Source organism: Nocardioides sp. WS12 (assembly GCF_014108865.1).
Taxonomy (GTDB): Bacteria; Actinomycetota; Actinomycetes; order Propionibacteriales; family Nocardioidaceae; genus Nocardioides.
In genome coordinates this window covers 1,023,571-1,044,532 of record NZ_CP053928.1, presented here as the reverse complement: position 1 = coordinate 1,044,532, position 20,962 = coordinate 1,023,571, and the positions used below count along the sequence as shown (strand labels likewise).

Here is a 20,962-nt window from a genome sequence, read left to right as displayed (position 1 = left end):
CACGCCTTGGGTCACTCGAACTCGAGGACCAGATCAGCGCGCGGCTTCAAGCCGCTCGTGTCCACCTTGGCCAACAGTTCCGAGACCGGGCCCAGGCCCGGGAACTCGGCGTCGGACTCGAGGTCGCTCCACGGCTGCAGCACGAAGGCGCGCTCGTGCGCCTGCGGGTGCGGCAGGCGGAGTGCCTCGGTGTCGCTGCGACGGTCGCCGACCGCGATCAGGTCGACGTCGAGGGTCCGCGGAGAGTTCTTGACCTCGCTGCGCATCCGGTCGTAGGCGTCCTCGATGGCGAGGGCTCGGTCGAGCAGGCGGTGCGCCGACAGCGTGGTGTCGATCAGGACCACCGCGTTGAGGAAGGTCGCCGAGTCCGGCGGGCAGTCGACCGGTTCGCTCTCGTAGACCGGCGAGACGCCAGTGACCCACACGTTCGGGGTGTCGGCGAGTGCATCGACTGCGCCCTGGAGGTTCGAAAACCGTTCACCGAGGTTCGAGCCGAGGCCGATCACCACCCGACGAATGGGGCGCATCTCCCCCGTCAGGGTGTCTGCATCGATGATGTTCGGGTTGGGGGTCTCGGTCATGCTGGGCCCTCTGCCTTTCCGGTTCGGTCTCCCGCTGCAGGCGTCTCACGACGACGGGTGACGGTGAGCTGTACGTCGGCGAACGTCGCCTGGATCGGCGCATCCGGCTTGTGCACGGTCACACGCGCCCATTCAACACGACGGTCCAACAGACACACATCGGCAATCCGCTGCACGAGGGTCTCGATCAGGTCGACCGGGTCCCTCGTCACTTCCGCTACTACCTGGTCCACGAGGCTTCCGTAGTCCACGGTGTCACGCAAGTCGTCCGATGCGGCCGCTGGTCGGGTGTCGACGCCGAGAACGAGGTCGAACCTGAAGACCTGCCCGTCCCGTCGCTCGTGGTCGAAGACGCCGTGATGTGCGAAGCACTCGATGCCGAGGATGCTCAGTTCATCCAGGGGTCCGTCCAGAGGATCGTCCGTCACGCGCGTTCCTTCCCCGTCGCTGCCCGATCAGCGTTCTGAGTGTTCCACTGTGCCGCAACCGCAAGGGCGTCGCGGTGGGCGCGCACATCGTGGACCCGCAGGCACCAGACGGGGGTCCCGCCGACACCGGCCGCCAGCAGCGCGGAGAGCGCGACACCGGCTGCCTCCCGCTCAGCGACGGGCCGGGGCTCACCGCTGCCGTCGGCCAGGAGCCGTCCGAGGAAGGTCTTGCGGCTCGCGCCGACGAGCAGAGGGAAGCCGAGTTCGGCGAGCTGGTCGAGTCCGCGGAGCAGTTCCCAGTTGTGATGGGGCAGCTTCGCGAACCCCAGGCCCGGGTCCAGCACGATCCGTTCGTCCGCGATGCCCGCAGCGCGGATCGCCGCCACCCGGTCGGCCAGTTCGGCGCGCACGGCCTCGACGACGCCCCGGTCGTCGTAGTCGGTGAGTTGCTGCATGCGGTCGCTGTGCGCGCGCCAGTGCATCGCGACATAGGTGACGCCCGTCCGGGCCACCACGTCCAGGATCGCCGGGTCGGCCAAGCCGCCGGAGACGTCGTTGACGATCTGCGCACCGGCCTCGACCGCCCGCGCTGCGACCTCGGCGCGCATGGTGTCGACCGACACCACGGCACCCCCGGCGGCGAGCTCCTCGATCACCGGTACGACGCGGTCGAGCTCCTCCGCGAGCAGTGGCCGCGTGGCGCCCGGCCGGGTCGACTCGCCCCCCACGTCGAGGATGTCCGCGCCATCAGCCAGCAGCTGCAGTCCGTGCGCGACCGCACGCTGCGGGTCGTCGTACTGACCACCATCGGAGAAGGAGTCGGGCGTGACGTTGACGACGCCCATCACCAACGGTGCCGGCGAAGGGGAGAAGATGGTCACGGAAGGACAGTAGTGACTACGAGAAGCGCGCTTCCAAGGAGAGTTCCATGTCACGGATGAGGTCCATCGCGGTCAAGACCGTCAAGCCACTGGTCAGCGACCAGGTCTGGCAGCGGTTGAGGTCCACCCGGGGAGATCAACCGGACCCCCGGAGTTCGACGACCAGCGGCGCGCAGACAACGGCGCAGCGGCCGCCGTGGCACACCATGAGCCTCACCGAGATCGGACAGCACTTCGGCACTGACAAGGCCGGCCCGGGACATCACTACACCCAGCACTACGAGCGCCACTTCCAGCACCTGCGAGACGAGGAGTTCACCCTGCTGGAGATCGGCGTCGGCGGTTACGCCCGCGAGCGCAAGGGCGGCAAGTCCCTGAGGATGTGGAAGAACTACTTCCGCCGGGCCCAGATCGTCGGTCTGGACATCGAGGACAAGTCGTTCGTGGACCGTCCCCGCATCACCACCTACGAGGGCTCGCAGGTCGACGAGCAGGTGCTGCACCGGATCGTGGAGGAGCAAGGTCGTCCGCAGGTCGTCATCGACGACGGCAGCCACCGGCCCGAACACATCCGGGAGACGTTCCGCCTGCTGTTCCCGCTCCTCGCCGACGACGGCCTCTACGCCATCGAGGACACCCAGACGTCGTACTGGGCAAGTTGGGGCGGCAACCCCGACCGGAATGCCCCTGACACGACGATGGCGCTGGTGAAGGACCTCATCGACGGGCTCAACTTCGAGGAGTTCCCCCCTTCGGACTACGAGCCGACCTACAGCGACCGGCACGTCATCGCCGTGCACGCCTACCACAATCTCGTGATCATCGAGAAGGGGCTCAACGACGAGGGCAGCAACCGCGGGCCCGAGGGTCGACGCTGAGCACTGCGCCAGAGCACCGCGCCTGGATGGCACAGCGAGTCAGTACGGTGGACTGGTGAATGCAACCGTCAAGGACACCGCGCAGGTCGCGGACTCGGCCCGGCTGGGCGATGGCACCACCGTCTGGGAGCTCGCCCAGATCCGGGAGGACGCGACTCTCGGCGAGAGCTGCGTCATCGGGCGTGGCGCCTACGTCGGCACCGGCGTCCAGATGGGCGACAACTGCAAGCTGCAGAACTACGCGCTCGTCTACGAACCCGCAACCCTCGGCAACGGCGTCTTCATCGGCCCGGCGGCCGTGCTGACCAACGACCAGTACCCGCGCTCCGTCTCGCCGGACGGCGACCTCAAGCGCGCCCACGACTGGGAAGCGGTCGGCGTCGAGATCGGCGACGGCGCCTCGATCGGCGCCCGCGCGGTCTGCGTGGCACCCCTCAAGGTCGGTGCCTGGGCGCTCGTGGCCGCGGGCGCCGTGGTCACCCGCGACGTCCCCGACTTCGCCCTGGTCGCCGGCGTCCCGGCCCGCCGCATCGGCTGGGTCGGCCGGGCCGGCGTACGCCTGACCGAGTCAGCGCCGGGCGAGTGGACCTGCCCGGCGACCAGCGACGTCTACGACGAGAAGGACGGCGTCCTCAGCCGCCGATGACGACCCGGCGGACGCCCTCGACGTTCCACGCGTCGGCGTCCGTCGCACGGCGACCGTCCACCAGGACGGTGACGCCGGGCAGGTCGGCGGGCGTGAGCTTCTTGTACTCCGGGTGGTCGGCCTGCACGATCGCGGCCGTCACCGGCTCACCCGCGTGGGCGGGCAGGCCGAGCGCCTCGAGTTCGGCGTCGGTGTACATCGGGTCGGACACGAACGGCACGGCACCGCGCGCCTTCAGCCCCTCGACGAGCGGGAAGACGCCGGAGAAGGCGGTCTCCTTCACCGCGCCGCGGTAGGCCGCGCCGAGCACCAGCACCGGAACACCGGTGAGGTCGCCGTGCGCAGCGGCCAGCAGGTCGAGGGCGTACGACGGCATGCCGGCGTTCGCCTCGCGAGCGGCCGTCACGACGGTGGCCGCGGGGTCGTTCCACAGGTAGAGCCGCGGGTAGATCGGGATGCAGTGCCCACCGACGGCGATGCCGGGGCGGTGGATGTGGCTGTAGGGCTGCGAGTTGGACGCGTCGATCACCTTGAGGACGTCGACGTCGATCTGGTCGGCGTACCGGGCGAACTGATTGGCCAGGCCGATGTTGACGTCGCGGTACGTCGTCTCGGCGAGCTTCGCAAACTCCGAGGCCTCCGATGATCCGAGGTCCCAGACACCGTTGGCGTCGGCGAGGTCGGGGCGGTCGTCGAAGTCGAGCACGGCGCGGTAGAAGTCCATCGCCGCGTCGGCCGAGGCCTGGTTGATGCCACCGATGAGCTTCGGGTACTTGCGGAGGTCCTCAAACACCCGGCCGGTGAGCACCCGCTCGGGGCTGAACACCAGGTGGAAGTCCTCGCCGGCCTTGAGCCCGGAGAGCTCCTCGAGCTTCGGCCCGAAGCGGTTGCGCGTGGTGCCGATCGGCAGGGTCGTCTCGTAACTGACCAGGGTGCCCGGCTTCAGGCCGCGGCCCACGGCCTCGGTCGCCGCGTCCATCCAGTCCCAGCTCGGCGTACCGTCCGCCGCCACGAAGAGGGGTACGACGATGACGACTGCCTGCGCGGCGGCGACTGCGGCGGTGGTGTCGGTGGTGGCCGACAACAGTCCGGCGTCGACGGCCTCGCGGAGCTTCTCGGCGAGGTGGGCCTCACCGGGGAACGGCTCTTCGCCGCGGTTGACCATGTCGACGGCGAACTTGTCGACGTCTGCACCGATGACGCGGTGACCCTTGCTGGCGAACTGCACCGCCAGCGGGAGCCCGATCTTGCCGAGCGCGACCACACAGATGTCCACGTTTCCTGCTCTCCTCAGTTGCTTCCGAGCCGACCGAATTCGCGTCGCAGCCGTCCGGCTGCCCGGCGGGCGAGTGTCCGCGGGACGGCCACGTCCACCAGGACCCGATTCTCGGTCGATGATGTCACTGTCACGGTGAGCTTCCGCGATGGGGTGGCCACCTCGGAGACAGCGCTCACGGGTACGCGGATCGGGCGATCAATGGTCCGCCCGTCGGTCTCGAATCGGAGCCGGAGTCCCGCGCGGCGGATGCCCCGTTCGACAAACGGCGCCAGGTCGATCTCCGCCCGAACGGCTCCGTCGGCGTCGATGGTCACCGGGGCACTGGCCAGCACCGGGGGGCCGTCGGCCGGGGGAAGGTCGAGCGCCTCGCGAGGTTCGCCGCCCTCGTTGACGGGGCTGAGTGTCAGCCGGGCGTGCTGCGCCGACGCCGGGTCGAGCGTGGTGGTCTCCGCGATCAGGGTGATCGTGTGGCCGTCCAGGCGAACCGTTGCGTCCGTCTCGATGCTCTTCGTCCACGGAGTGATGGCGCCTTGCGGGATCGCGAACAAGTCATCGGGGAGCCCGTCGCGGAACCCGGGCAGGCGCCGGAACGCACCGCCCGCGTCGACCAACAGTTGCCCGATGGGCGGAGCCTCCTCGGAGGACGCGCGGACCGCGGCCAGGTCGCCCGCGACGACGTGGTGCCAGCGAATCCGTCGCGGCACGATGAGCCGGCGCCGTACGCCCTCGGTGAGGTAGCGCTCCGCGAGCACCGCCAGCGCGGCGACGAGGCCGGCCCCGTCCTCGTCGGAGAGTTGCGGCAGGTCGCGGGTGATGAGCTTGTCGAACTCCCACGAGAAGTGCCGGACGAGCAACGCGTCACGGTCGTCACCCTCCGGCTCGATCTCGCAGAGGTGCTCGACGACCGCGGTCAGGTCGGCCAGACGGGTCGGCCAGTCGATGTTGTAACTGATGTTGCTGTCGTCGGTCCGCTTGACCGCGAAGTACGCCGTCGGGGCACCCAGCACGCCGATCCGCCGTGCCGCGCGGAGTGCCGCGAGCGTGAAGGGCTGGTCGCTGCCGACGCGCAGGTCGAGCGGGTAGCGCAACCCGTGCTCGACGACGAGGTCGCGGCGATACAGCTTCGTGTTCGACAGCGAGTAGGGAAGCAACGTGCCGGGGTAGGCCAGGTCCGGGTGCTCACTCCCGAACAGGCGCTGGTCGACGTGCCGACCGTTGACGCCCTCGGCCACCGGCACGACGACGTCCGCCTGCCACTGGTCGGCGCGCTGGACCAGGCGCTCCAGCGCATCGAGGGCGAGGTAGTCGTCGGAGCCGAGGAAGAACACGTAGCGCCCGGTCGCGTGCTCGAGACCGGCGTTGCAGGGCCGGGCCGGGCCGCCCGAATTCTCCTGGTGGAACACCCGGACGACCCCGGAGTACGACGCCGCGTACTTCTCGAGCAGTTCCCCGCTGCCGTCCGTCGACCCGTCGTCGACCGCCACGACCTCGAGGCGTTCGTGGCCGATGGTCTGGCCAACCAGCGAATCGAGGCAGGCGCTCAGGTAGTCGACGGTGTTGTAGACCGGAATGATGACGGTGACGTCGACTGCGGGGGTTCCCATGGGTGAGGTGCCGGCTAGAGCCGGACCGCTCCACCGTCCTTCGAAGAAGCGAGGATCCCGGCAGCAACCTCGACGGTCCGCATGCCCTGGGCGAGCGTGACGATGTCGGACTCCTTGCCGAGCACGGCGTCACGGAACTGCTCGTGCTCGCGCAGCAGCGGCTCCCGCTTCGGGATCGCGAACCGGGTGACGTCACCCTCGACGACGCCGCGGAAGGCGCTGACGGCTTCCCACTCGGTCGGCACTGCACCGTTGGCGTAGAAGGTCAGGTCAGCGGTCAGGGTGTCGGCGACGAACGCACCACGCTCGCCGGTGATGACCGTGGACCGCTCCTTGAGCGGGCTCAGCCAGTTGACGAGGTGGTTGACCACCGCGCCACCGTCGAGCTCGCCGACGACCACGATCAGGTCTTCGTGCTCGCGGCCGCTGCGGCGGGCAGCCCGCGCGGAGACCGAGACGTAGTTCTGTCCGGTGACCCACGCGGTGAGGTCGATGTCGTGGGTCGCAAGATCCTTGACCACACCGACGTCGGCGATGCGGCCGGGGAACGGACCCTGGCGGCGGGTGACGACCTGGTAGATCTCGCCGAGGTCGCCGGCGGCGAGACGGGCGCGCAGGCTCTGCAGGGCAGGGTTGTAGCGCTCGATGTGGCCGACGCCGCCAATGAGTCCACCCTCGGCGAACGCGTCGACGAGGCGTTTGGCTCCTTCGACCGACGGGGCGAGCGGCTTCTCGATCAGGGCATGGATGCCAGCGGCCGCGAGCTTGAGGCCGATCTCCTCGTGAGTGCCGGTCGGAGCGGCGACGACGACGTAGTCGGGCTTGAGCGCGATCAGGGCGTCGACGTCCGGGACGATCGGCGCGCCGTGCGAGACCCGCTGGTCGGTGACGACGGCGTCGGCGGCACCGACGAACTCGACGTCGTCGAGGATCGACAGGATGCGCGCGTGGTTGCGCCCCATGGCGCCCAGGCCGACCAGGCCAGCCTTCAGCGTCATGCGTTCACCGCCGCGACGATGCGGTCGAGTTCTTCGGCCGTCAGCGTCGGGAACACCGGCAGGGACAGGGCCTCGAGGGCCGCCTTCTCGGTCTCCGGCAGCTCCCAGCGGGGGTCCGGCACACCGGCCTCGTTGAGGAACGGCTTCAAGCGGTGCACCGGCGTCGGGTAGTACGTCGCGCTGCCGATCTTCTGCTCGGTGAGCCGGGCCTGGAGGGCGTCGCGCTCCGCGGACCGGACGGTGTACTGGTGGTACGAGTGCAGGTAGCCCTCGGGCACGACCGGCGTGGCCGCTGTCGTGATCCCGGCGGTCAGCGTGGCCGCGTTGGCCCGACGCTGGTCCGTCCAACCGGCAAGGCGGCGCAACTGGTTGCGGCCGACCGCGGCGGCGACGTCGGTCATCCGCGTGTTGGTGCCGACGACCTCGTTGGCGTAGCGCTGCTCCATGCCCTGGTTGCGCAGCAGGCGCAGCTGGCGGGCGAGTTCGGCGTCGGCCGTGGTGATCATGCCGCCCTCGAGGGAGTGCATGTTCTTGGTCGGGTAGAAGCTGAAGCAGCCGGCGGTGCCGAGCGAGCCGACCGGGCGACCGTCGATCGCCGCGAGGTGCGCCTGGGCGGCATCCTCGACGATCGCGAGCTTGTGCCGGTCCGCGATCGCGTTGAGGGCCGTCATGTCAGCAGGCAGGCCGTAGAGGTGAACCGGCATGATCGCGACGGTCTTCGGCCCCACGAGCGCCTCGACGGCGGCGGGATTGATGTTGAAGGTGTCCGCCTGGATGTCGGCGAAGACCGGGGTCGCGCCGACGAGGCGGATCGCATTGGCGGTGGCCGCGAAGGTGAAGGACGGGCAGATCACCTCGTCGCCCGGACCGAAGCCGAGGGCGAGCAGGGTGAGGTGCAGTGCCGACGTACCGCTGTTGACGGCGACGCAGTGGCGTCCGTCGACGACTGCGGAGAACTCCTCCTCGAACGCCTTCACCTGCGGGCCCTGGACCACCATGCCGGAGCGCATGACGTCGACAACGGCCTGGATGTCGGATTCGTCGATCACCGGCCGGGCGGCCGGGATGTTCTGAATCGCGGAGTCGGTCATTCTTGTCCTCTCGTCGTACTGCTTGCGGGCTCGCGCCAACGCACCCGACCTAATCATGCCGGGAGCGTGTCAGGGAAACGACGCGGCGCTGTTCACTTCCCGAACAGGGCCGCGTCGAACGCCGGCCCCGTTGCGGTCACGTCCCATGGGCGGGCCGCATCGCGTGCCGCCGCGGACTCGGCCTGCCACTGTTCGGCGGTCGCCGTCGTCGCCAGGACACGGGCCACAGCCTCCTCGACCGAGCCCACGACCCAGTGCTCGGGGTAGAAGGTGCGGGCCCCGTGCTCCTGCTGGGCGAAGAACGGCCAGTCCCGGACGACGGGTACGGCGCCGCTGGCGGCACCCTCCACGACGACCAGGTGCGCACTCTCGCGCACCGAGGTGCTGAGGATGACGCCGACCGAGCGGAGCGCCCCGGGCACGTCACTCGTGTAGCCGCGGCGCTCGACGACACCTCGCGGCTCGAGTTCGCGCAGGTCGGCGCGGTACGCGGCGTCGTACGCACGACCGATGGCGGAGCCGGTGTTGTCCAGGTCGGCACCGAAGAGAAGCAGTCGGTAACGCTCGTCGTGCGCCTGCAACCGGCGGACGACCTCGATGGCCCATCGCACGTCCTTGGCCACCGCGGAGATGCCGATCAGCGCCAGCGTGAACCGTGCGTCGTCGTCCTTGGGCTGGTCGAAGCCGGTCAGGTCGACCACGTTCGGCACCACCGAGACCGCGGGGTGCTCGGCCAGTGCGGGCACGGCGGCCTGGCTCAACTCGCGCAGGTGCTCACTGACGAAGACGACCTCGTCGACGCGGGAGAAGTCGACCAGGTGGGGCGAGAGGGACCAGGCCTCGAAGCTGTGCAGCCGCACCACCACCCGCGCCGTACCCGGGTCGATCAACGTGGCAAAGACGGCCGTCGGCGTGCACCATTCGATGAGGACGACGTCGGCCCAGTCGTAGTGCTCGCGGAGTCGCTCCTCAGCCATCTCCTCGGCACGGCCGTCGCCGTTGAGAAGGGACTGGAAGACCGGGTTCAGTCCGCCCTGGATCCCGAGCTCGGCGGGCCCGATGGTCCTGACCTCGGCTCCCTGCTCGCGCTCGAGGCGCGCGGTGATCGCTCCGACGAAGTTGGTGTTCCCGCTCGACATGATCACGACGCGGGCTGGCCGGTCCGCACCGATCGCGGCAGCAGGGTGCCGGCGTCCGGCCGGGGTTGCCAGACGGCGCAGCACTTCGCTGTCCTGCAGCGCCGCATTGAACCCGGACGGGTCGGCCGCGAGCGGGGAGACCAGCGAATCGAAGTGGATGCCCGGATAGAAGGCCAGTCGGGTCGCGGTGAGGAAGGATCCGAGCGCGTTGCGGGTCTCCCCTGCGGCCAGCAACCGGTCGGCGTGCGCGAGCTCTGCGGCCACCGCGTCGACGAGATTCGTCGGCACCTTGGCCGCCGCGAGCTCGGCGAAGGCGACGGTGCCGAGCTCGTCGGCCCGGACGCGCGTCTCCTCGACGGCCGGATCCGGAACCTCGGGGCGCCGGGTCGCTCGTGCAGCGCGACGCAGCTTGCCAGCGACGCGCCGTGCCTTGCGCCGGCCCCGGACCATCAACGAAGGCCCGTCCGGCTGCGGAACGGCCACCGCCGCGGCTGTCGGGGCCGCGGCTTCGGCGGCAGGGGGCTCGCTCGGGGAGTTGAGCTTGTCGAGCGCCTGGAGGCCGGCGTAGACACCGGCCCGAGCCGCAGCCCGGCGGTTGCGTTGAGCGAGACGCCACACCGCGAAGACAGCACGGTTGTCGACCGCGACGAGAAGGTCCGCCGACAGCGCACGCTCGACGGTCCACGCGTCGCGCTCGATCTCGAACCACATCCGGCGCGGCGGGATCACCACGATGCTGCGCCGCCAGAACGCCGGCGGGTTGCCCTCCGATGCCTCGTTGATGAAGCGGACCTCGGTCCCGGCGCCCACCGGTACGTCGACGGTCGGAACGGACACCAGGGTGAGCTGTGCCCCGCGGTCCTCGAACTGGCGGACCACGTCGGCCAGGAAGCGCGGCTCGTGGCGGGTACCGACGAACAGCACGACCGCGCTCATCAGGGGGCCACCTTGTCAGTGAGTGCCGAAACCGCGTCGATCATGATCCGGCTGCGCTCGAACTGTTCGGCGTAGTCGCGGGCGGAGCGACGCAGCGCATCATCAGCGCTGCGCGCGAGTTCAGCGGCACGACCGAACGCTGAGACCAGGAAGTCGTGGTCGAGCCCGGCCACGCCGGTCCACAGCGGATAGCCCTCGAGCAAGGTCGAGGCATCGTGCCGTACTTCGTGGGCCGAGACGATCGGCAGCGCCGTCGCCATGCACTCGTAGACCTTGCCGGACGTCATGAAGGCACCGCCGATGACCATGAAGGTCACCGCGTCCAGGCTGCCGTAGAACTCCCCGACATCGCGCTTGGGCACCGGGCCGCCGTAACTGACGCCGTCGGCCTCGGCAGCGATCAGCTGCTCCAGCACTGCGGACGAGCCGCGCACCGCACCGGCGCCGAGGTTGCCCCGCCAGTCCCAGGTCGCGCCCTCGAGCAGCGGGTTGGTCGCGCGCGCCTCACGCCACGCACCCAGGACCGTGCTGACGAACTCGGGGCGGAAGTTGATGGTGCCGAGGTAGCCGAAACGCAGCGGCCCCGCGGGGGGCTGCGGGATCTGCGTGGGGATGCTGTCGCGGTCGAACCCGTTGCGGACGACGCGGACCTTGTCCGCCAGCTCCGGGTACCGCACGCGGTAGTGCTCGGCGATCGGGTCGTTCACGAGCCACAGCGACTCCGCGGCTTCGAGGGCACGCTGCTCCCACCGGCCGCTGACCGAATCCCGCTCGAAGGCCTCGCCGCCCTTGATCACGTCGACCGACCAGCCGTCGCGGAAGTCGACAGCCATCGGCACCTGGTGCTCCTCGTGCAGTCGCAACGCGGCGGCCAGCGAGACGTACGGGACGCAGCTCACCAGGATCAGGTCGAAGGGGTCCTCGCGATGCAGGTCGACCACCACCCGCTCCAGGTCGTCGCGCCAGCCACCGAAGGTCGGCTCCGGGAACGACTCCTCGTTCCTCTCCCGCCACTCCTTCAACCAGCGTGCCGGAGTCAGCGCCCGTGCTTCGTCGTAGGTGCGGATGTCCGTCTCCAGGTCCGCACGCGCAAGCGGGAGTTCGATCACCCGGATCGAGGGATCCACGTTGTCCAGCAGGGACTCGTCCAGGCCGAACTCGTTCTCCCACATCTCCCGTGCCGCGTTGAGAACGGTCACCTGCCAGCCAGCGCCGGCGAAGGCGTTCGCGATCTCCCGGAGCCGATAGGAGGAGCTCTTCAACGCCGGAGGGAACCCGAAGGCGAGGAACAGGAGCCGTCGTGGCCTGTCGGTGTTCAAGGAAATCCTTTCGCCGGCGAAATCGGGAGAAGCGGCGCGCCTCGGTATCGTACGGCGGTGCGATCCCGAACCCGGGACCGCACGATCCACAAGTGGGGAGCCCAACGCGATGTTGCCGCCCGGCGATGCTCGAACCGACGACGTCCCGGATGCCGACGACGCGCCCGACCGGCGCCCACGCGTGGTGATCCTCGTCGACAACGACGTGCGCCGGGACTCCCGGGTGCAGAAGCAGGCCACCTCCATGGCGGAGCACGGCTGGGACGTCCGCGTGCTCGGACTGGCCCCGCGTGGCGAAACGGCGCGGTGGGAGCTCGGCGGCGCCCAGGTGCGGCTGCTCAAGGTCACCACCAACCGTCGGCCCTACGAGGCCCGCAGCCCCCGCTGGCGCAACCCCCTGGCGTTCGGCTCCCAGGAACGTGAGCGTCAGCAGCAGCTCGCTGCAGATCGCCGCCGCGCCGACGTGACTCTGCGGCTGGCTCGTGCCCGGAACGCGGCACTCGCCAAGGACCGCACCCTGCACCGGGCCCAGCCGGTCAGCCAGCTGCCGCGTCGGGCACTGGCCAAGGCGCTCGGCGACCTGGTCGGCCTGCGTTCGCGGGCGACGGAGTCCGTACGCCGCAAGCGCCGGACCCAGACGGCCCCGCTGGACCGCGCCGCCACCTGGTTCCACGTCAAGGTGGGCGGGCCGAAGGCCTGGCGCCAGCTGGACAGCCACCTGTGGGACTTCGAGGCGGCCTACGGCCCCGCGATCGACAAGCTCCGCCCCGACGTCATCCACGCCAACGACTTCCGGATGCTCGGCGCCGGGGCACGCGCCAAGATGCGCGGCGTGCTGCAGGGTCGGAAGATCGCCCTGGTCTGGGACGCCCACGAGTTCCTGCCCGGCGCCAAGCCGTGGAACGACCACCCCCGGTGGCACGTCGCGCAGATGGCGCACGAACGCGAGTTCGCCGCGTACGCCGACGAAGTGGTGACCGTGTCCGGGGAGCTCGCCGAGCTGCTCGTCGAACGACACGGCCTGTCCCGGACGCCGTCGGTCGTGCTGAACTGCCCGACCATCGCCACCGACGACGGCTCGGCCCGTCCGGGTGTGCGTGAGCTGTGCGGTGTCGGCCCCGAGACCCCGATCCTCGTCTACAGCGGTTCGCCGTCACGGCAGCGCGGTCTCGGCACCGTGATCGAGTCGCTGCCCGCGATGCCCGGTGTGCACGTGGCCCTCGTCGTCGCCGTGCCCGAGTCGGCTCCTGTCGTCGAGGTCGTCGAGCGCGCGCAGGAACTGGGGGTCGCGGACCGACTGCACCTGCTGCCGTACGTCGCTCCCGAGCACGTCGTGGAGTACCTCTCCTCCGCCGACGTCGGACTGATCCCGATCCAGCACTTCCCGAACCACGAGATCGCACTGATCACCAAGTTCTTCGAGTACAGCCACGCCCGGCTGCCGATCGTGGTCAGCGACGTGCGCGCCATGTCGACCCAGGTGAAGGCGACCGGGCAGGGCGAGGTCTTCATCGCCGACGACGTCGCCGACTTCACCCGCGCCACCCTGGCCGTGCTGGCCGATCCGGCTCGCTATCGCAGCGCGTACGACGACCGGGTCCCCCTCTCGGAGTGGACCTGGGAGCGGCAGGCCGAGATCCTCGACGGCGTGTACCGCGCGGGCGTCCAGTCGCTGGCTGGACCGTCCTGACCGTGAACGCCCACCGGACCCCCGACGAACGACCCGGAGCCGCGCAGTTCCGTCCCGACATCGAAGGTCTCCGCGCCGTCGCAGTGTCGGTGGTGCTGTTGCACCACGCCGGGCTGGCCATCCCCGGCGGCGGTTTCGCCGGCGTCGACATCTTCTTCGTCGTGTCCGGCTTCGTGATCACGGCCCAGTTGCTGCGCGAACTGGAGCGCACCGGCCGGATCAGCTTGCCCGGGTTCTACGCCCGCCGCGCCCGGCGACTGCTGCCCGCCGCGGCGGTGGTCCTCGTCGTCACGACGCTGATGTCGTGGCTCATGGTCTCGCGGGTGCAGTGGCAGGCCATCTCCACCGACATCATCGGCGCCGCGACGTATGTCGTGAACTGGGTCTTCTCGGCCCGCTCCGTCGACTACATGGCCGAGGACGTCGCGCCGTCCCCGGTCCTGCACTTCTGGTCACTGGCGGTGGAGGAGCAGTTCTACTTCATCTGGCCGCTGGTGCTGTTGGGCCTCCTGTGGGTGGGCGGCAAGCGCCGCCGACGCGACGACTCGGCGCCGCCGCGGCGGGCAATCCTGGCGATCGGCCTGACCCTCGTCATCGTCATCCCGTCGCTCCTGTGCGCCTTCTGGCTCACCGCCGAGCGTCCCTCCGAGGCCTTCTTCGTCACCCCGACGCGACTGTGGGAGCTCGGCATCGGCGCGCTCGTGGCGCTCGGCGCGACCCAGTGGGACCGGCTGTCCCGGCGGGCCGGACAGGCCCTGGTCCTGGCCGGACTCGCCGTCCTCGGTACGGGCCTGATGCTGCAGTCCACGCAGACCGCATGGCCCGCACCCGGCGCTCTCGTGCCGACGCTGGGCACGGCCGCCGTCATCATCGGGGGCTTCGCCGCCGGGCACACCGGCGTGGGTCGCCTGCTCGGCAATCCACTGTTCGTCTGGGTGGGCGGACTGTCGTACTCGCTCTACCTGTGGCACTGGCCAGCCCTGCGGTTCGCCACGTGGCAGTGGGGGGAGCTCTCCGCGGCCCAGGGTCTCCTCGTCGTCGTACTCTCCGTCGTTCCGGCCTGGCTGTCGTACCGCTTCGTCGAGAGCCCCGTGCGCCACTCGAAGGCGATCGCAGCCTCGCCACGCCTGGCCCTGTCCATCGGCCTGAACTGCACCCTGGTCGCCGCCGTTGCCGGCCTCGTCCTCCAGGGCGCAGTCCTGCAGTCGCGAGGCACGGCCAGCGGGATCGGGGGTGCCGGCATCCAGTTGGTCCCCGAACAACTGCGCGGCGCGGAGACCAGTCCCCCGTCCGCCGACACCACCCCCCTCTTCGACGTGATCACTCCGGATCCGGTGGACGCGGTCCTCGACTCCCCTGCCCTGTACGAGAAGGGCTGCGCCGTCGAGGTCTACGACACCGACGTGAAGGCCTGCGACAGCGGCGACCCCGACGGCGGTCCCTTGGTGGTCGTCGTCGGCGACTCCAAGGTCGCCCAGTGGATGCCGGCCATCGACGCGATCGCCGAGGCCAACCACTGGCGGGTGCGGATCTACACCAAGGGCGGCTGCACGTTCACCGACACGATGACGTTCGTCGCCGGCAAACCCTTCCCCGAATGCCGGGAATGGGGCCAGGAAGTGTTCCGGCGCCTTTCCGAGGCCAAGGGCAAGGACCGCCCCCAGGTGCTGATCACGACCGGCCTGCGCAAGGCTGCGGCCGATGCCGACGGCAAGGAGACCCTCGAGGGCCTCGTGGCGGGCTACGTCAGCTACTGGCAGCAGTTCACCGACCAGGGCACCCGGGTGATCGCCCTGTCCGACACCCCGAGTCCGTCACCGGAGATCGGCGCGAACGCGTACGAATGCGTGGCCGAGCACGACGCGGCCACCGCGGGCGACGACTGCTCCTGGCCGTATGCCGAGTCGAGCAGCAACCTCGCGATGAAGGAGGCGGCCGAGCAGGTCGACGACGCTGCCTTCATCGACATGAATCCGCTGGTCTGCCCCGATGGCGTCTGCAAGGCGGTGATCCGGAACGTGCTCACCTATCGGCAGGGCTCGCACATCACGGCGACCTGGGTGAAGGTGCTGGCACCGGACCTCGCCAACAAACTGGTGCCGCTGGTCAAGGACCACCTCGCGTCCGCCGGGACGCCGTAGCCGCCGGTTTCAGAAGATCCGGCGCAACCAGGGCACGCGGGCGGCGGCCACGCTGATCGCGAAGGATGCGACGACCACCATCGCGTAGAGCTCGAGCTTGGCCACAGGGGCCGGGTCGGCGTACAGGTCCGGCCACCAGCGGCGGACCACCGCAACGAGCAGCAGATGCACCAGGAACACCCCGAAGGTTGCACTGCCGATCGCCCCGATGACCTTCACCACCCGCTCCTTCGGCCGCAGGCGTGCGCAGAGGTCGATCACGCACAGGTAGATGGCGAGCGCGGCCCCGACCGTCGGGAGCGAGACGTAGTGCACCGGGAGGAACGCGCGCAGCCAGGCGAAGTCGGGAGCGACGTTGAACAGCCAGATGTCGAGTGTCACCAGGGCGACCGCGATCCCGCCTGCCCAGATCCAGCGGCGACCCTCGGCCCGGGGCTCCCGCCAGGCGTACCCGGCGATGAAGAGCCCGACGTACGGAATCCACAGCGTGATGGCCGTGTCGGTGCGGGTGCGCGGGAAGCCCAACTGGGTCGCGACCAGGGGCAGCACCAGCAGCGCCGCGCCCCACAAGCAGGCAACGATGGCCGTGATCTGCGCGCGGCGCGCGTCCCCGTCGCGCAGGAAGGCCGCGATGACAGGCGCAACGACGTACAGGCCGAGGATCAGCCACAGGAAGTACAGCGCCGTGTAGACCTTGCCGTCGATGAAGTTCACCGCAACGGTCTCCGGGACCAGGTCCGCCTGCAGGATCCAGTGACGGACGACCACGAGATAGACCAGGTGCCACACGATCACCGCTGGCAGCAGGCGCACCGCCCGCTTCTTCAGGAACGCTCCGGGGCCGGCCGCATGCGCCCGTGGCGCGAGCAGCAAGGCGCCGCTGACCATGACGAACATCGGGACGCACCAGTTGCTGCCGATGGCGAGGATGACCGCGAAGTTCCAGGTGTCCGTGCCGCGCAGGTCAGGTCGCCCCAGGATCAGGCCGAAGACGTGAATGGCGACGACGCCAAGGATCGCCAGGATGCGCAGGACGTCGTAGTCCCAGCGATGGGCCGACGCGGCGGTCTGCGGGCGAACATCCTTTTCGCTCAAAGTCACCGGACGCATCCTATTTCAGGGTGCGGTGCAACGCGCAGGCAGCCCGGAAGCCGCCGCTAACGCCGTACGACGGCGCGACGCCACGCCCGCCCCGCCAGTCCGCGGGCCGTGCGGCGCTTGAGCGCGGCGATCTCCTGCTGCGCCTCCAGCAGCTCGGCGCGCTTGACCTGGAGCTTGCCGCGCAGCTCCTTGGTCCGCCCCCGCAGTCGGACTCGTTCGGCCCGCTCCTTCTCGAGGCGGGTCCGCAGGACCTCCAACGCCGCTTCGGTGGGCGGCACGGTCCAGTCGGGGAAGGCCGGGATGCCCGGGCGGCCGGGTGATCGGTAGAGCTCCTCCAGGAGGCGACCGACCACGGCCGGCGAGTGCTCGGTCTCGACGTACTGCCGACCCTCCTGCCCCAGGCGCACCCGGCGCTCAGGGTCCGTGAGGAGCCCGCGCATGACGTCCAGGAAGGTGTCCGGCGACGCCGAGACGACCGGCATCGCGGGGTGCCGCTCCCGAACCTGGTCACGGATGCGCGCGACGGCCACCCGACCCAGCGCCATCGCCTCGAGCGACGTCACTCCCGCGTCTCCACCGAGCAGCTTCTCCACCACGATGTCCGCGCGGCCCATCCTGGCCAGCGCCTCGGCGTTGCTGACCCCCTCGATCAGGTCCAGGTCGAACGGGACCCCCTCCTCGCGAAGGGTGTCGAGCGACTGCAACACGATGTCCGTGCCCTTGGTCGAGCGGCGGCTCGGAGCGTGGGCGACGACCGCCCGGGCCCGGTCGGGTGGCGCGCCCACCCGGATGCCGTCGGTGTCGACGATCTTCGGGACGTACACACCCTCGTCGACGTAAGGCAGGTCGAGCACGCTGCCCACGGTCATGTGGGAGGCGTACCGGCGAATGACCGCCAGCCGCGTGGTGATCAGGTCCTCATCGCAGGGAACGTCTGCGAACCGGTAGTAGCTCCACGTGTCGTCGGCGATGTGATGGCTCCGCAGGCGCGCGTCCGAGCCGTGGAAGGTGAACACCACCGTCACGCCGAGCGACCGCCACACCGGCAGGTCCCAGAACCAGGGCAGGAACTCGCGCTGGGGCACCAGCGAACTCGCGTAGTGGAAGTGCACGACGTCGAAGCCCTGCTCGACCGCCTCCATCAAGGTGCGGAGGATCGCCAACGGGCCGGCCGTCACGTCGACGGTCCGATCGACCGGATACCCGAAGGGATGCTCCCGGAATTGCCAGACCTCGACCTCGTGTCCGGCCTGACGAAGTCCCTGGGCCATCAGCCACGGCTGATTGGCGATGTTGACCGGCGCCTGGAGCACGCGCATGAGCCGACAGGGTAGTTCAGTAGAGTCGCCGGGTGCCTGTGTTTGAGGAACCCCGCCATGTCGGCCGGCCCAACATGGGTGATCGTGAGGCCTTCCTGACCCGGGTCGGCGAGATCTTCGACCGCGGCTGGTTCTCCAACGACGGCCCGGTGGTCCGCGAGTTCGAGTCCCGCCTGGCCGAGATGGCCGGCGTCAAGCACTGCGTGGCGACATGCAACGGCACCATCGCCCTGGAGATCGCCATCCGCGCGCTCGGGCTCGAGGGCGAGGTGATCGTGCCGTCGTACACGTTCATCGCGACGGCTCACGCCCTGCACTGGCAGGGCATCACCCCTGTGTTCGCCGACATCGACCCGACGACCCACACGCTGGACCCCGAATCCGTGCGGCGCGCGATCACGCCGCGGACCACCGGCATCATCGGCGTGCACCTGTGGGGTCAGCCCGCGGCGGTCGAGGAACTCCAGGCCATCGCGGACGAAAACGGCCTCGAACTGCTCTTCGACGCCGCCCATGCCTTCGCCTGCACCCACCGGGGCCGGATGATCGGCAGCTTCGGTCGCGCCGAGGTGTTCAGCTTCCACGCCACGAAGTTCTTCAACAGCTTCGAGGGCGGGGCGGTGATGACGGACGACGACGAGGTCGCCGAGAAGGCCCGCCTGATGCGCAACTTCGGCTTCGCTGGATACGACAACGTCATCCACCCCGGCACCAACGGCAAGATGATCGAAGTCTGCGCCGCCATGGGACTGACCAACCTCGAGACGCTGTCCGCGACGATCGCCGTCAACCAGCGCAATCACGCCGCGTACGCCGCCGGGCTGGCCGACGTTCCGGGCCTGGAGCTGATGTCGTTCGATCCCGACGAGGCGAACAACTTCCAGTACGTCGTCCTCCAGGTGAAGGAGGGCGCCGGAACCACCCGGGACGCCCTGGTCGAGGCCCTGCAGCAGGAGAACGTCCTCGCCCGTCGCTACTTCTGGCCGGGATGCCACAAGATGGCGCCGTACCGCGACCTCGACCCCGACGCGGGCGACACCCTGCCCGTGACCGAGCAGGTGGCCGGTGAGGTCGTCGTCCTGCCCACTGGCAGCGCAGTGAGTGTCGCCGACATCGAACTGATCACCGGCCTGATCCGGGCCCAGGCCGGCCGATGACGCAGCTCCTCCACATCTTCGGCGCCGGTGGGCACGGCCGGGAACTGGCCTGGCTGGCCCGGGACGTCCACGGCGAGGACCTGGACCTGGTCTTCCTGGTCGACGACGAGAGCCACCTCAGCGGGCCGGTGCACGGCCATCCGGTCCGCCTCCTGGCCGACGTCACCCGCGGTGGGCTCTACGTGGCCGCGATCGGCGACCCGGCGATCCGCGAGCGTGCCGCGCGGGCGTGCGAGACGGCGGGGCTGGTGGCGACCACCCTGATCCATCCGCGCGTCGAGCACTCACCCGATCGGGTGCGGTTCGGGCCCGGGAGCGTGGTGGCCGCCGGCAGCGTCCTGACCACCGACATCGCCCTGGGCCGGCACGTCCACGTCAACGTCGGCTGCACCGTCAGTCACGACGCGGTCCTGGAGGACTACGTGACCCTGTCCCCGGGAGTGCACATCGCCGGACACGTCACCGTCGAACGCGGTGCGTTCCTCGGGACCGGGGTCACCGTCATCAACGGAACCGCCACCGAGCGGCTGGTGATCGGCGCCGGCGCCGTCGTGGCGGCCGGAGCAGTCGTCACCGGTTCCGTCGCCCCGGGAGCACTCGTTGCCGGCGTGCCCGCCGTGCAGAAGCGCTGACCCGCTTCTCCAGCTCCGCTACGAACCGGGTCAGGTTGGCCTCCACCCGGTCGGTTCCCCAGAAACCCTCGAGCACCTCACGGTGCCGCGCCAGTGCGTCGGCCTCCACCGGCCCCTCGGGTAGGGGCTCCTTGAGCCTGGCCGCAGGATGGATCTCGAGCCCGAGCTCTCGCAACCACGTGTAGAGCGGGTTGCGGCGGTCCAGGTAGACGTGGGTGCCCTGCTGCACCGCAGCGACGATATTGCCCAGGCCCTGTTGGCGGCGGTGCAGGAACACAGCAGTTCCGCACCCCGCGAGGATCTCGAGGTACTCGTCGATCGGCAGGTGCTCGACGATCGGGAAGAAGCGCTCACCGAGGAGCCGCTCACCGCCCCGGATCACCCCGTCGCGGTAGGCGGCGTCCCCGTAGGTGAGGGGTACGACGACGCGGCGCGAGCCCAGGTCGGCATCGGCGAGCCGCCGAAAGGTTTCCAGGTGGTTGTTCGTCCACGCCGCCGAGTTGCCCACGAGGATGTCGTCGCCGTTGGCCACGGCATCGCCAGCACGGCACATCGAAGCGACGTCCCCGTAGTTGAGCTGTCGGTACTCCCCGCGGAAGCCCGGGAAGGCGCGGGTGAAGACGTCGAGGTCCGGCGGCGCCGGGGCCGAGAAGAAGTCGGTGCGCCGGGCGACCGTCTGCCGCACCATGTCGAGCGCGGCACCCTCCAGTGAGCCGGCTTGCCCCTCGACGACGAGTCGTCCCAGCCGATCGGGGACCTTGCCGCGGTGCACGCGCTTCAGCAGGTTGAGGGTTCGTACGCCGTACAGGTCCGCGGCCGCCTCGCCGCGGTAGTAGTCGAAGCCGAAGCCGCTCCACACCACGACCACGTCGGGCGGCAACTGTGCACACACCAGGGCCGCGAAGTCGGACATCGCGTGTACGACGACGACATCGGCTTCCTGGAGCTGTTCGACGACGAGGTCGACGTTCTCGGCCGTCGGCAACACCCAGGAACTCGGACCGGTGAACTCCCCGGAGCGCGGCTCCCTGCTGGTGGCCTGCACGAGCACGTTGGCGCCCGGGGCCAGTCGCTCGAACCGTGCGACGAGGTAGTCGACGAAGTGGGAGTCCGAACCGATGTGGAAGATCTTCATCGGGTGG

At 69.8% G+C, this 20,962-nt stretch carries 18 protein-coding genes; 6 read left to right on the top strand and 12 right to left on the bottom strand.

The genetic code is table 11. From position 1 onward, the window contains the following. Positions 1-11 precede the first annotated feature (11 nt). The 3 genes from folK to folP are packed head-to-tail and all read right to left on the bottom strand — an operon-like array spanning position 12 to position 1,854. Positions 12-581 (bottom strand): 2-amino-4-hydroxy-6-hydroxymethyldihydropteridine diphosphokinase, encoded by a 570-nt coding sequence (folK, locus tag HRC28_RS04795; RefSeq protein WP_182379026.1) that lies wholly within the window; start codon positions 579-581, stop codon positions 12-14. Further along, complete coding sequence (gene folB, locus HRC28_RS04790) at positions 578-1,009, bottom strand: dihydroneopterin aldolase (protein ID WP_237111703.1); 432 nt, start codon at positions 1,007-1,009, stop codon at positions 578-580. Before folB ends, folK begins: the two co-directional genes overlap by 4 nt. After that, the gene (folP, locus tag HRC28_RS04785) at positions 1,006-1,854 is read right to left on the bottom strand and encodes a dihydropteroate synthase (protein WP_182380458.1); all 849 of its coding nucleotides are present in this window, start codon (positions 1,852-1,854) and stop codon (positions 1,006-1,008) included. Before folP ends, folB begins: the two co-directional genes overlap by 4 nt. Positions 1,855-1,937: 83 nt before the next feature. On the opposite strand from folP, the gene HRC28_RS04780 reads away from it, so the two are divergent. Together HRC28_RS04780 and HRC28_RS04775 are read left to right on the top strand one after the other, a co-directional pair. After that, positions 1,938-2,768, top strand: a complete 831-nt coding sequence (locus HRC28_RS04780; protein WP_202033226.1) for a hypothetical protein — start codon at positions 1,938-1,940, stop codon at positions 2,766-2,768. 55 nt (positions 2,769-2,823) lie between these two features. Further along, the gene (locus HRC28_RS04775) at positions 2,824-3,414 is read left to right on the top strand and encodes an acyltransferase (protein ID WP_182379025.1); all 591 of its coding nucleotides are present in this window, start codon (positions 2,824-2,826) and stop codon (positions 3,412-3,414) included. On the opposite strand, the gene HRC28_RS04770 is transcribed toward HRC28_RS04775, so the two are convergent. From HRC28_RS04770 to HRC28_RS04745, 6 genes are all read right to left on the bottom strand, one after another. Further along, positions 3,401-4,690, bottom strand: coding sequence for a nucleotide sugar dehydrogenase (locus HRC28_RS04770; RefSeq protein WP_182379024.1), 1,290 nt, complete (start codon positions 4,688-4,690; stop codon positions 3,401-3,403). The two genes, HRC28_RS04775 and HRC28_RS04770, sit on opposite strands and share 14 nt — an antisense overlap. A gap of 14 nt (positions 4,691-4,704) precedes the next feature. Further along, positions 4,705-6,297, bottom strand: a complete 1,593-nt coding sequence (locus tag HRC28_RS04765; protein ID WP_182379023.1) for a glycosyltransferase family 2 protein — start codon at positions 6,295-6,297, stop codon at positions 4,705-4,707. A gap of 14 nt (positions 6,298-6,311) precedes the next feature. After that, positions 6,312-7,295 carry a Gfo/Idh/MocA family oxidoreductase gene (locus tag HRC28_RS04760; protein ID WP_182379022.1) on the bottom strand — a complete coding sequence of 328 codons (984 nt, stop codon included), beginning with the start codon at positions 7,293-7,295 and terminating at the stop codon, positions 6,312-6,314. After that, on the bottom strand, positions 7,292-8,386 hold the full coding sequence (locus HRC28_RS04755; RefSeq protein ID WP_182380456.1) for a DegT/DnrJ/EryC1/StrS family aminotransferase: 1,095 nt from the start codon (positions 8,384-8,386) through the stop codon (positions 7,292-7,294). Before HRC28_RS04755 ends, HRC28_RS04760 begins: the two co-directional genes overlap by 4 nt. Positions 8,387-8,478: 92 nt before the next feature. Further along, positions 8,479-10,461: a hypothetical protein gene (locus HRC28_RS04750; protein ID WP_182379021.1), complete on the bottom strand. Its 1,983-nt coding sequence runs from the start codon at positions 10,459-10,461 to the stop codon at positions 8,479-8,481. Further along, entirely contained in the window at positions 10,461-11,780 is a 1,320-nt protein-coding gene (locus HRC28_RS04745) for a glycosyltransferase (protein ID WP_182381003.1), read from the bottom strand. The genes HRC28_RS04750 and HRC28_RS04745 overlap by 1 nt, the downstream gene beginning before the upstream one ends. Positions 11,781-11,889: 109 nt before the next feature. Here HRC28_RS04745 and HRC28_RS04740 point away from each other — a divergent pair, with 109 nt between their 5' ends. Continuing rightward, on the top strand, positions 11,890-13,470 hold the full coding sequence (locus HRC28_RS04740) for a glycosyltransferase family 4 protein (RefSeq protein WP_182379020.1): 1,581 nt from the start codon (positions 11,890-11,892) through the stop codon (positions 13,468-13,470). Between the two features lie 2 nt (positions 13,471-13,472). After that, positions 13,473-15,611: an acyltransferase family protein gene (locus HRC28_RS04735; protein WP_182379019.1), complete on the top strand. Its 2,139-nt coding sequence runs from the start codon at positions 13,473-13,475 to the stop codon at positions 15,609-15,611. 9 nt (positions 15,612-15,620) lie between these two features. On the opposite strand, the gene HRC28_RS04730 is transcribed toward HRC28_RS04735, so the two are convergent. Both HRC28_RS04730 and HRC28_RS04725 read right to left on the bottom strand, forming a co-directional pair. Next, positions 15,621-16,712 carry an acyltransferase gene (locus HRC28_RS04730; protein WP_182379018.1) on the bottom strand — a complete coding sequence of 364 codons (1,092 nt, stop codon included), beginning with the start codon at positions 16,710-16,712 and terminating at the stop codon, positions 15,621-15,623. Positions 16,713-16,768: 56 nt separating this feature from the next. Then, the gene (locus HRC28_RS04725; protein ID WP_182379017.1) at positions 16,769-18,031 is read right to left on the bottom strand and encodes a glycosyltransferase family 4 protein; all 1,263 of its coding nucleotides are present in this window, start codon (positions 18,029-18,031) and stop codon (positions 16,769-16,771) included. Between the two features lie 32 nt (positions 18,032-18,063). Between HRC28_RS04725 and HRC28_RS04720 the strand changes: the two genes are divergently transcribed. Together HRC28_RS04720 and HRC28_RS04715 are read left to right on the top strand one after the other, a co-directional pair. Next, positions 18,064-19,188: a DegT/DnrJ/EryC1/StrS family aminotransferase gene (locus tag HRC28_RS04720; protein ID WP_202033225.1), complete on the top strand. Its 1,125-nt coding sequence runs from the start codon at positions 18,064-18,066 to the stop codon at positions 19,186-19,188. Next, positions 19,185-19,820, top strand: a complete 636-nt coding sequence (locus HRC28_RS04715) for an acetyltransferase (protein ID WP_182379016.1) — start codon at positions 19,185-19,187, stop codon at positions 19,818-19,820. The genes HRC28_RS04720 and HRC28_RS04715 overlap by 4 nt, the downstream gene beginning before the upstream one ends. Here HRC28_RS04715 and HRC28_RS04710 read toward each other — a convergent pair. After that, entirely contained in the window at positions 19,759-20,955 is a 1,197-nt protein-coding gene (locus HRC28_RS04710; RefSeq protein ID WP_182379015.1) for a TDP-N-acetylfucosamine:lipid II N-acetylfucosaminyltransferase, read from the bottom strand. The genes HRC28_RS04715 and HRC28_RS04710 overlap by 62 nt on opposite strands. Positions 20,956-20,962 lie beyond the last annotated feature (7 nt).

Bases quoted from the DNA above. Each gene is read 5' to 3' on its own strand.
- HRC28_RS04760 (WP_182379022.1), bottom strand. From the start codon at position 7,295: ATGACGCTGAAGGCTGGCCTGGTCGGCCTGGGCGCCATGGGGCGCAAC.
- HRC28_RS04710 (WP_182379015.1), bottom strand. From the start codon at position 20,955: ATGAAGATCTTCCACATCGGTTCGGACTCCCACTTCGTCGACTACCTC.
- HRC28_RS04780 (WP_202033226.1), top strand. From the start codon at position 1,938: ATGTCACGGATGAGGTCCATCGCGGTCAAGACCGTCAAGCCACTGGTC.
- HRC28_RS04740 (WP_182379020.1), top strand. From the start codon at position 11,890: ATGTTGCCGCCCGGCGATGCTCGAACCGACGACGTCCCGGATGCCGAC.
- HRC28_RS04755 (WP_182380456.1), bottom strand. From the start codon at position 8,386: ATGACCGACTCCGCGATTCAGAACATCCCGGCCGCCCGGCCGGTGATC.
- HRC28_RS04725 (WP_182379017.1), bottom strand. From the start codon at position 18,031: ATGCGCGTGCTCCAGGCGCCGGTCAACATCGCCAATCAGCCGTGGCTG.
- folP (WP_182380458.1), bottom strand. From the start codon at position 1,854: ATGGGCGTCGTCAACGTCACGCCCGACTCCTTCTCCGATGGTGGTCAG.
- HRC28_RS04750 (WP_182379021.1), bottom strand. From the start codon at position 10,461: ATGAGCGCGGTCGTGCTGTTCGTCGGTACCCGCCACGAGCCGCGCTTC.
- folK (WP_182379026.1), bottom strand. From the start codon at position 581: ATGACCGAGACCCCCAACCCGAACATCATCGATGCAGACACCCTGACG.
- HRC28_RS04715 (WP_182379016.1), top strand. From the start codon at position 19,185: ATGACGCAGCTCCTCCACATCTTCGGCGCCGGTGGGCACGGCCGGGAA.
- HRC28_RS04765 (WP_182379023.1), bottom strand. From the start codon at position 6,297: ATGGGAACCCCCGCAGTCGACGTCACCGTCATCATTCCGGTCTACAAC.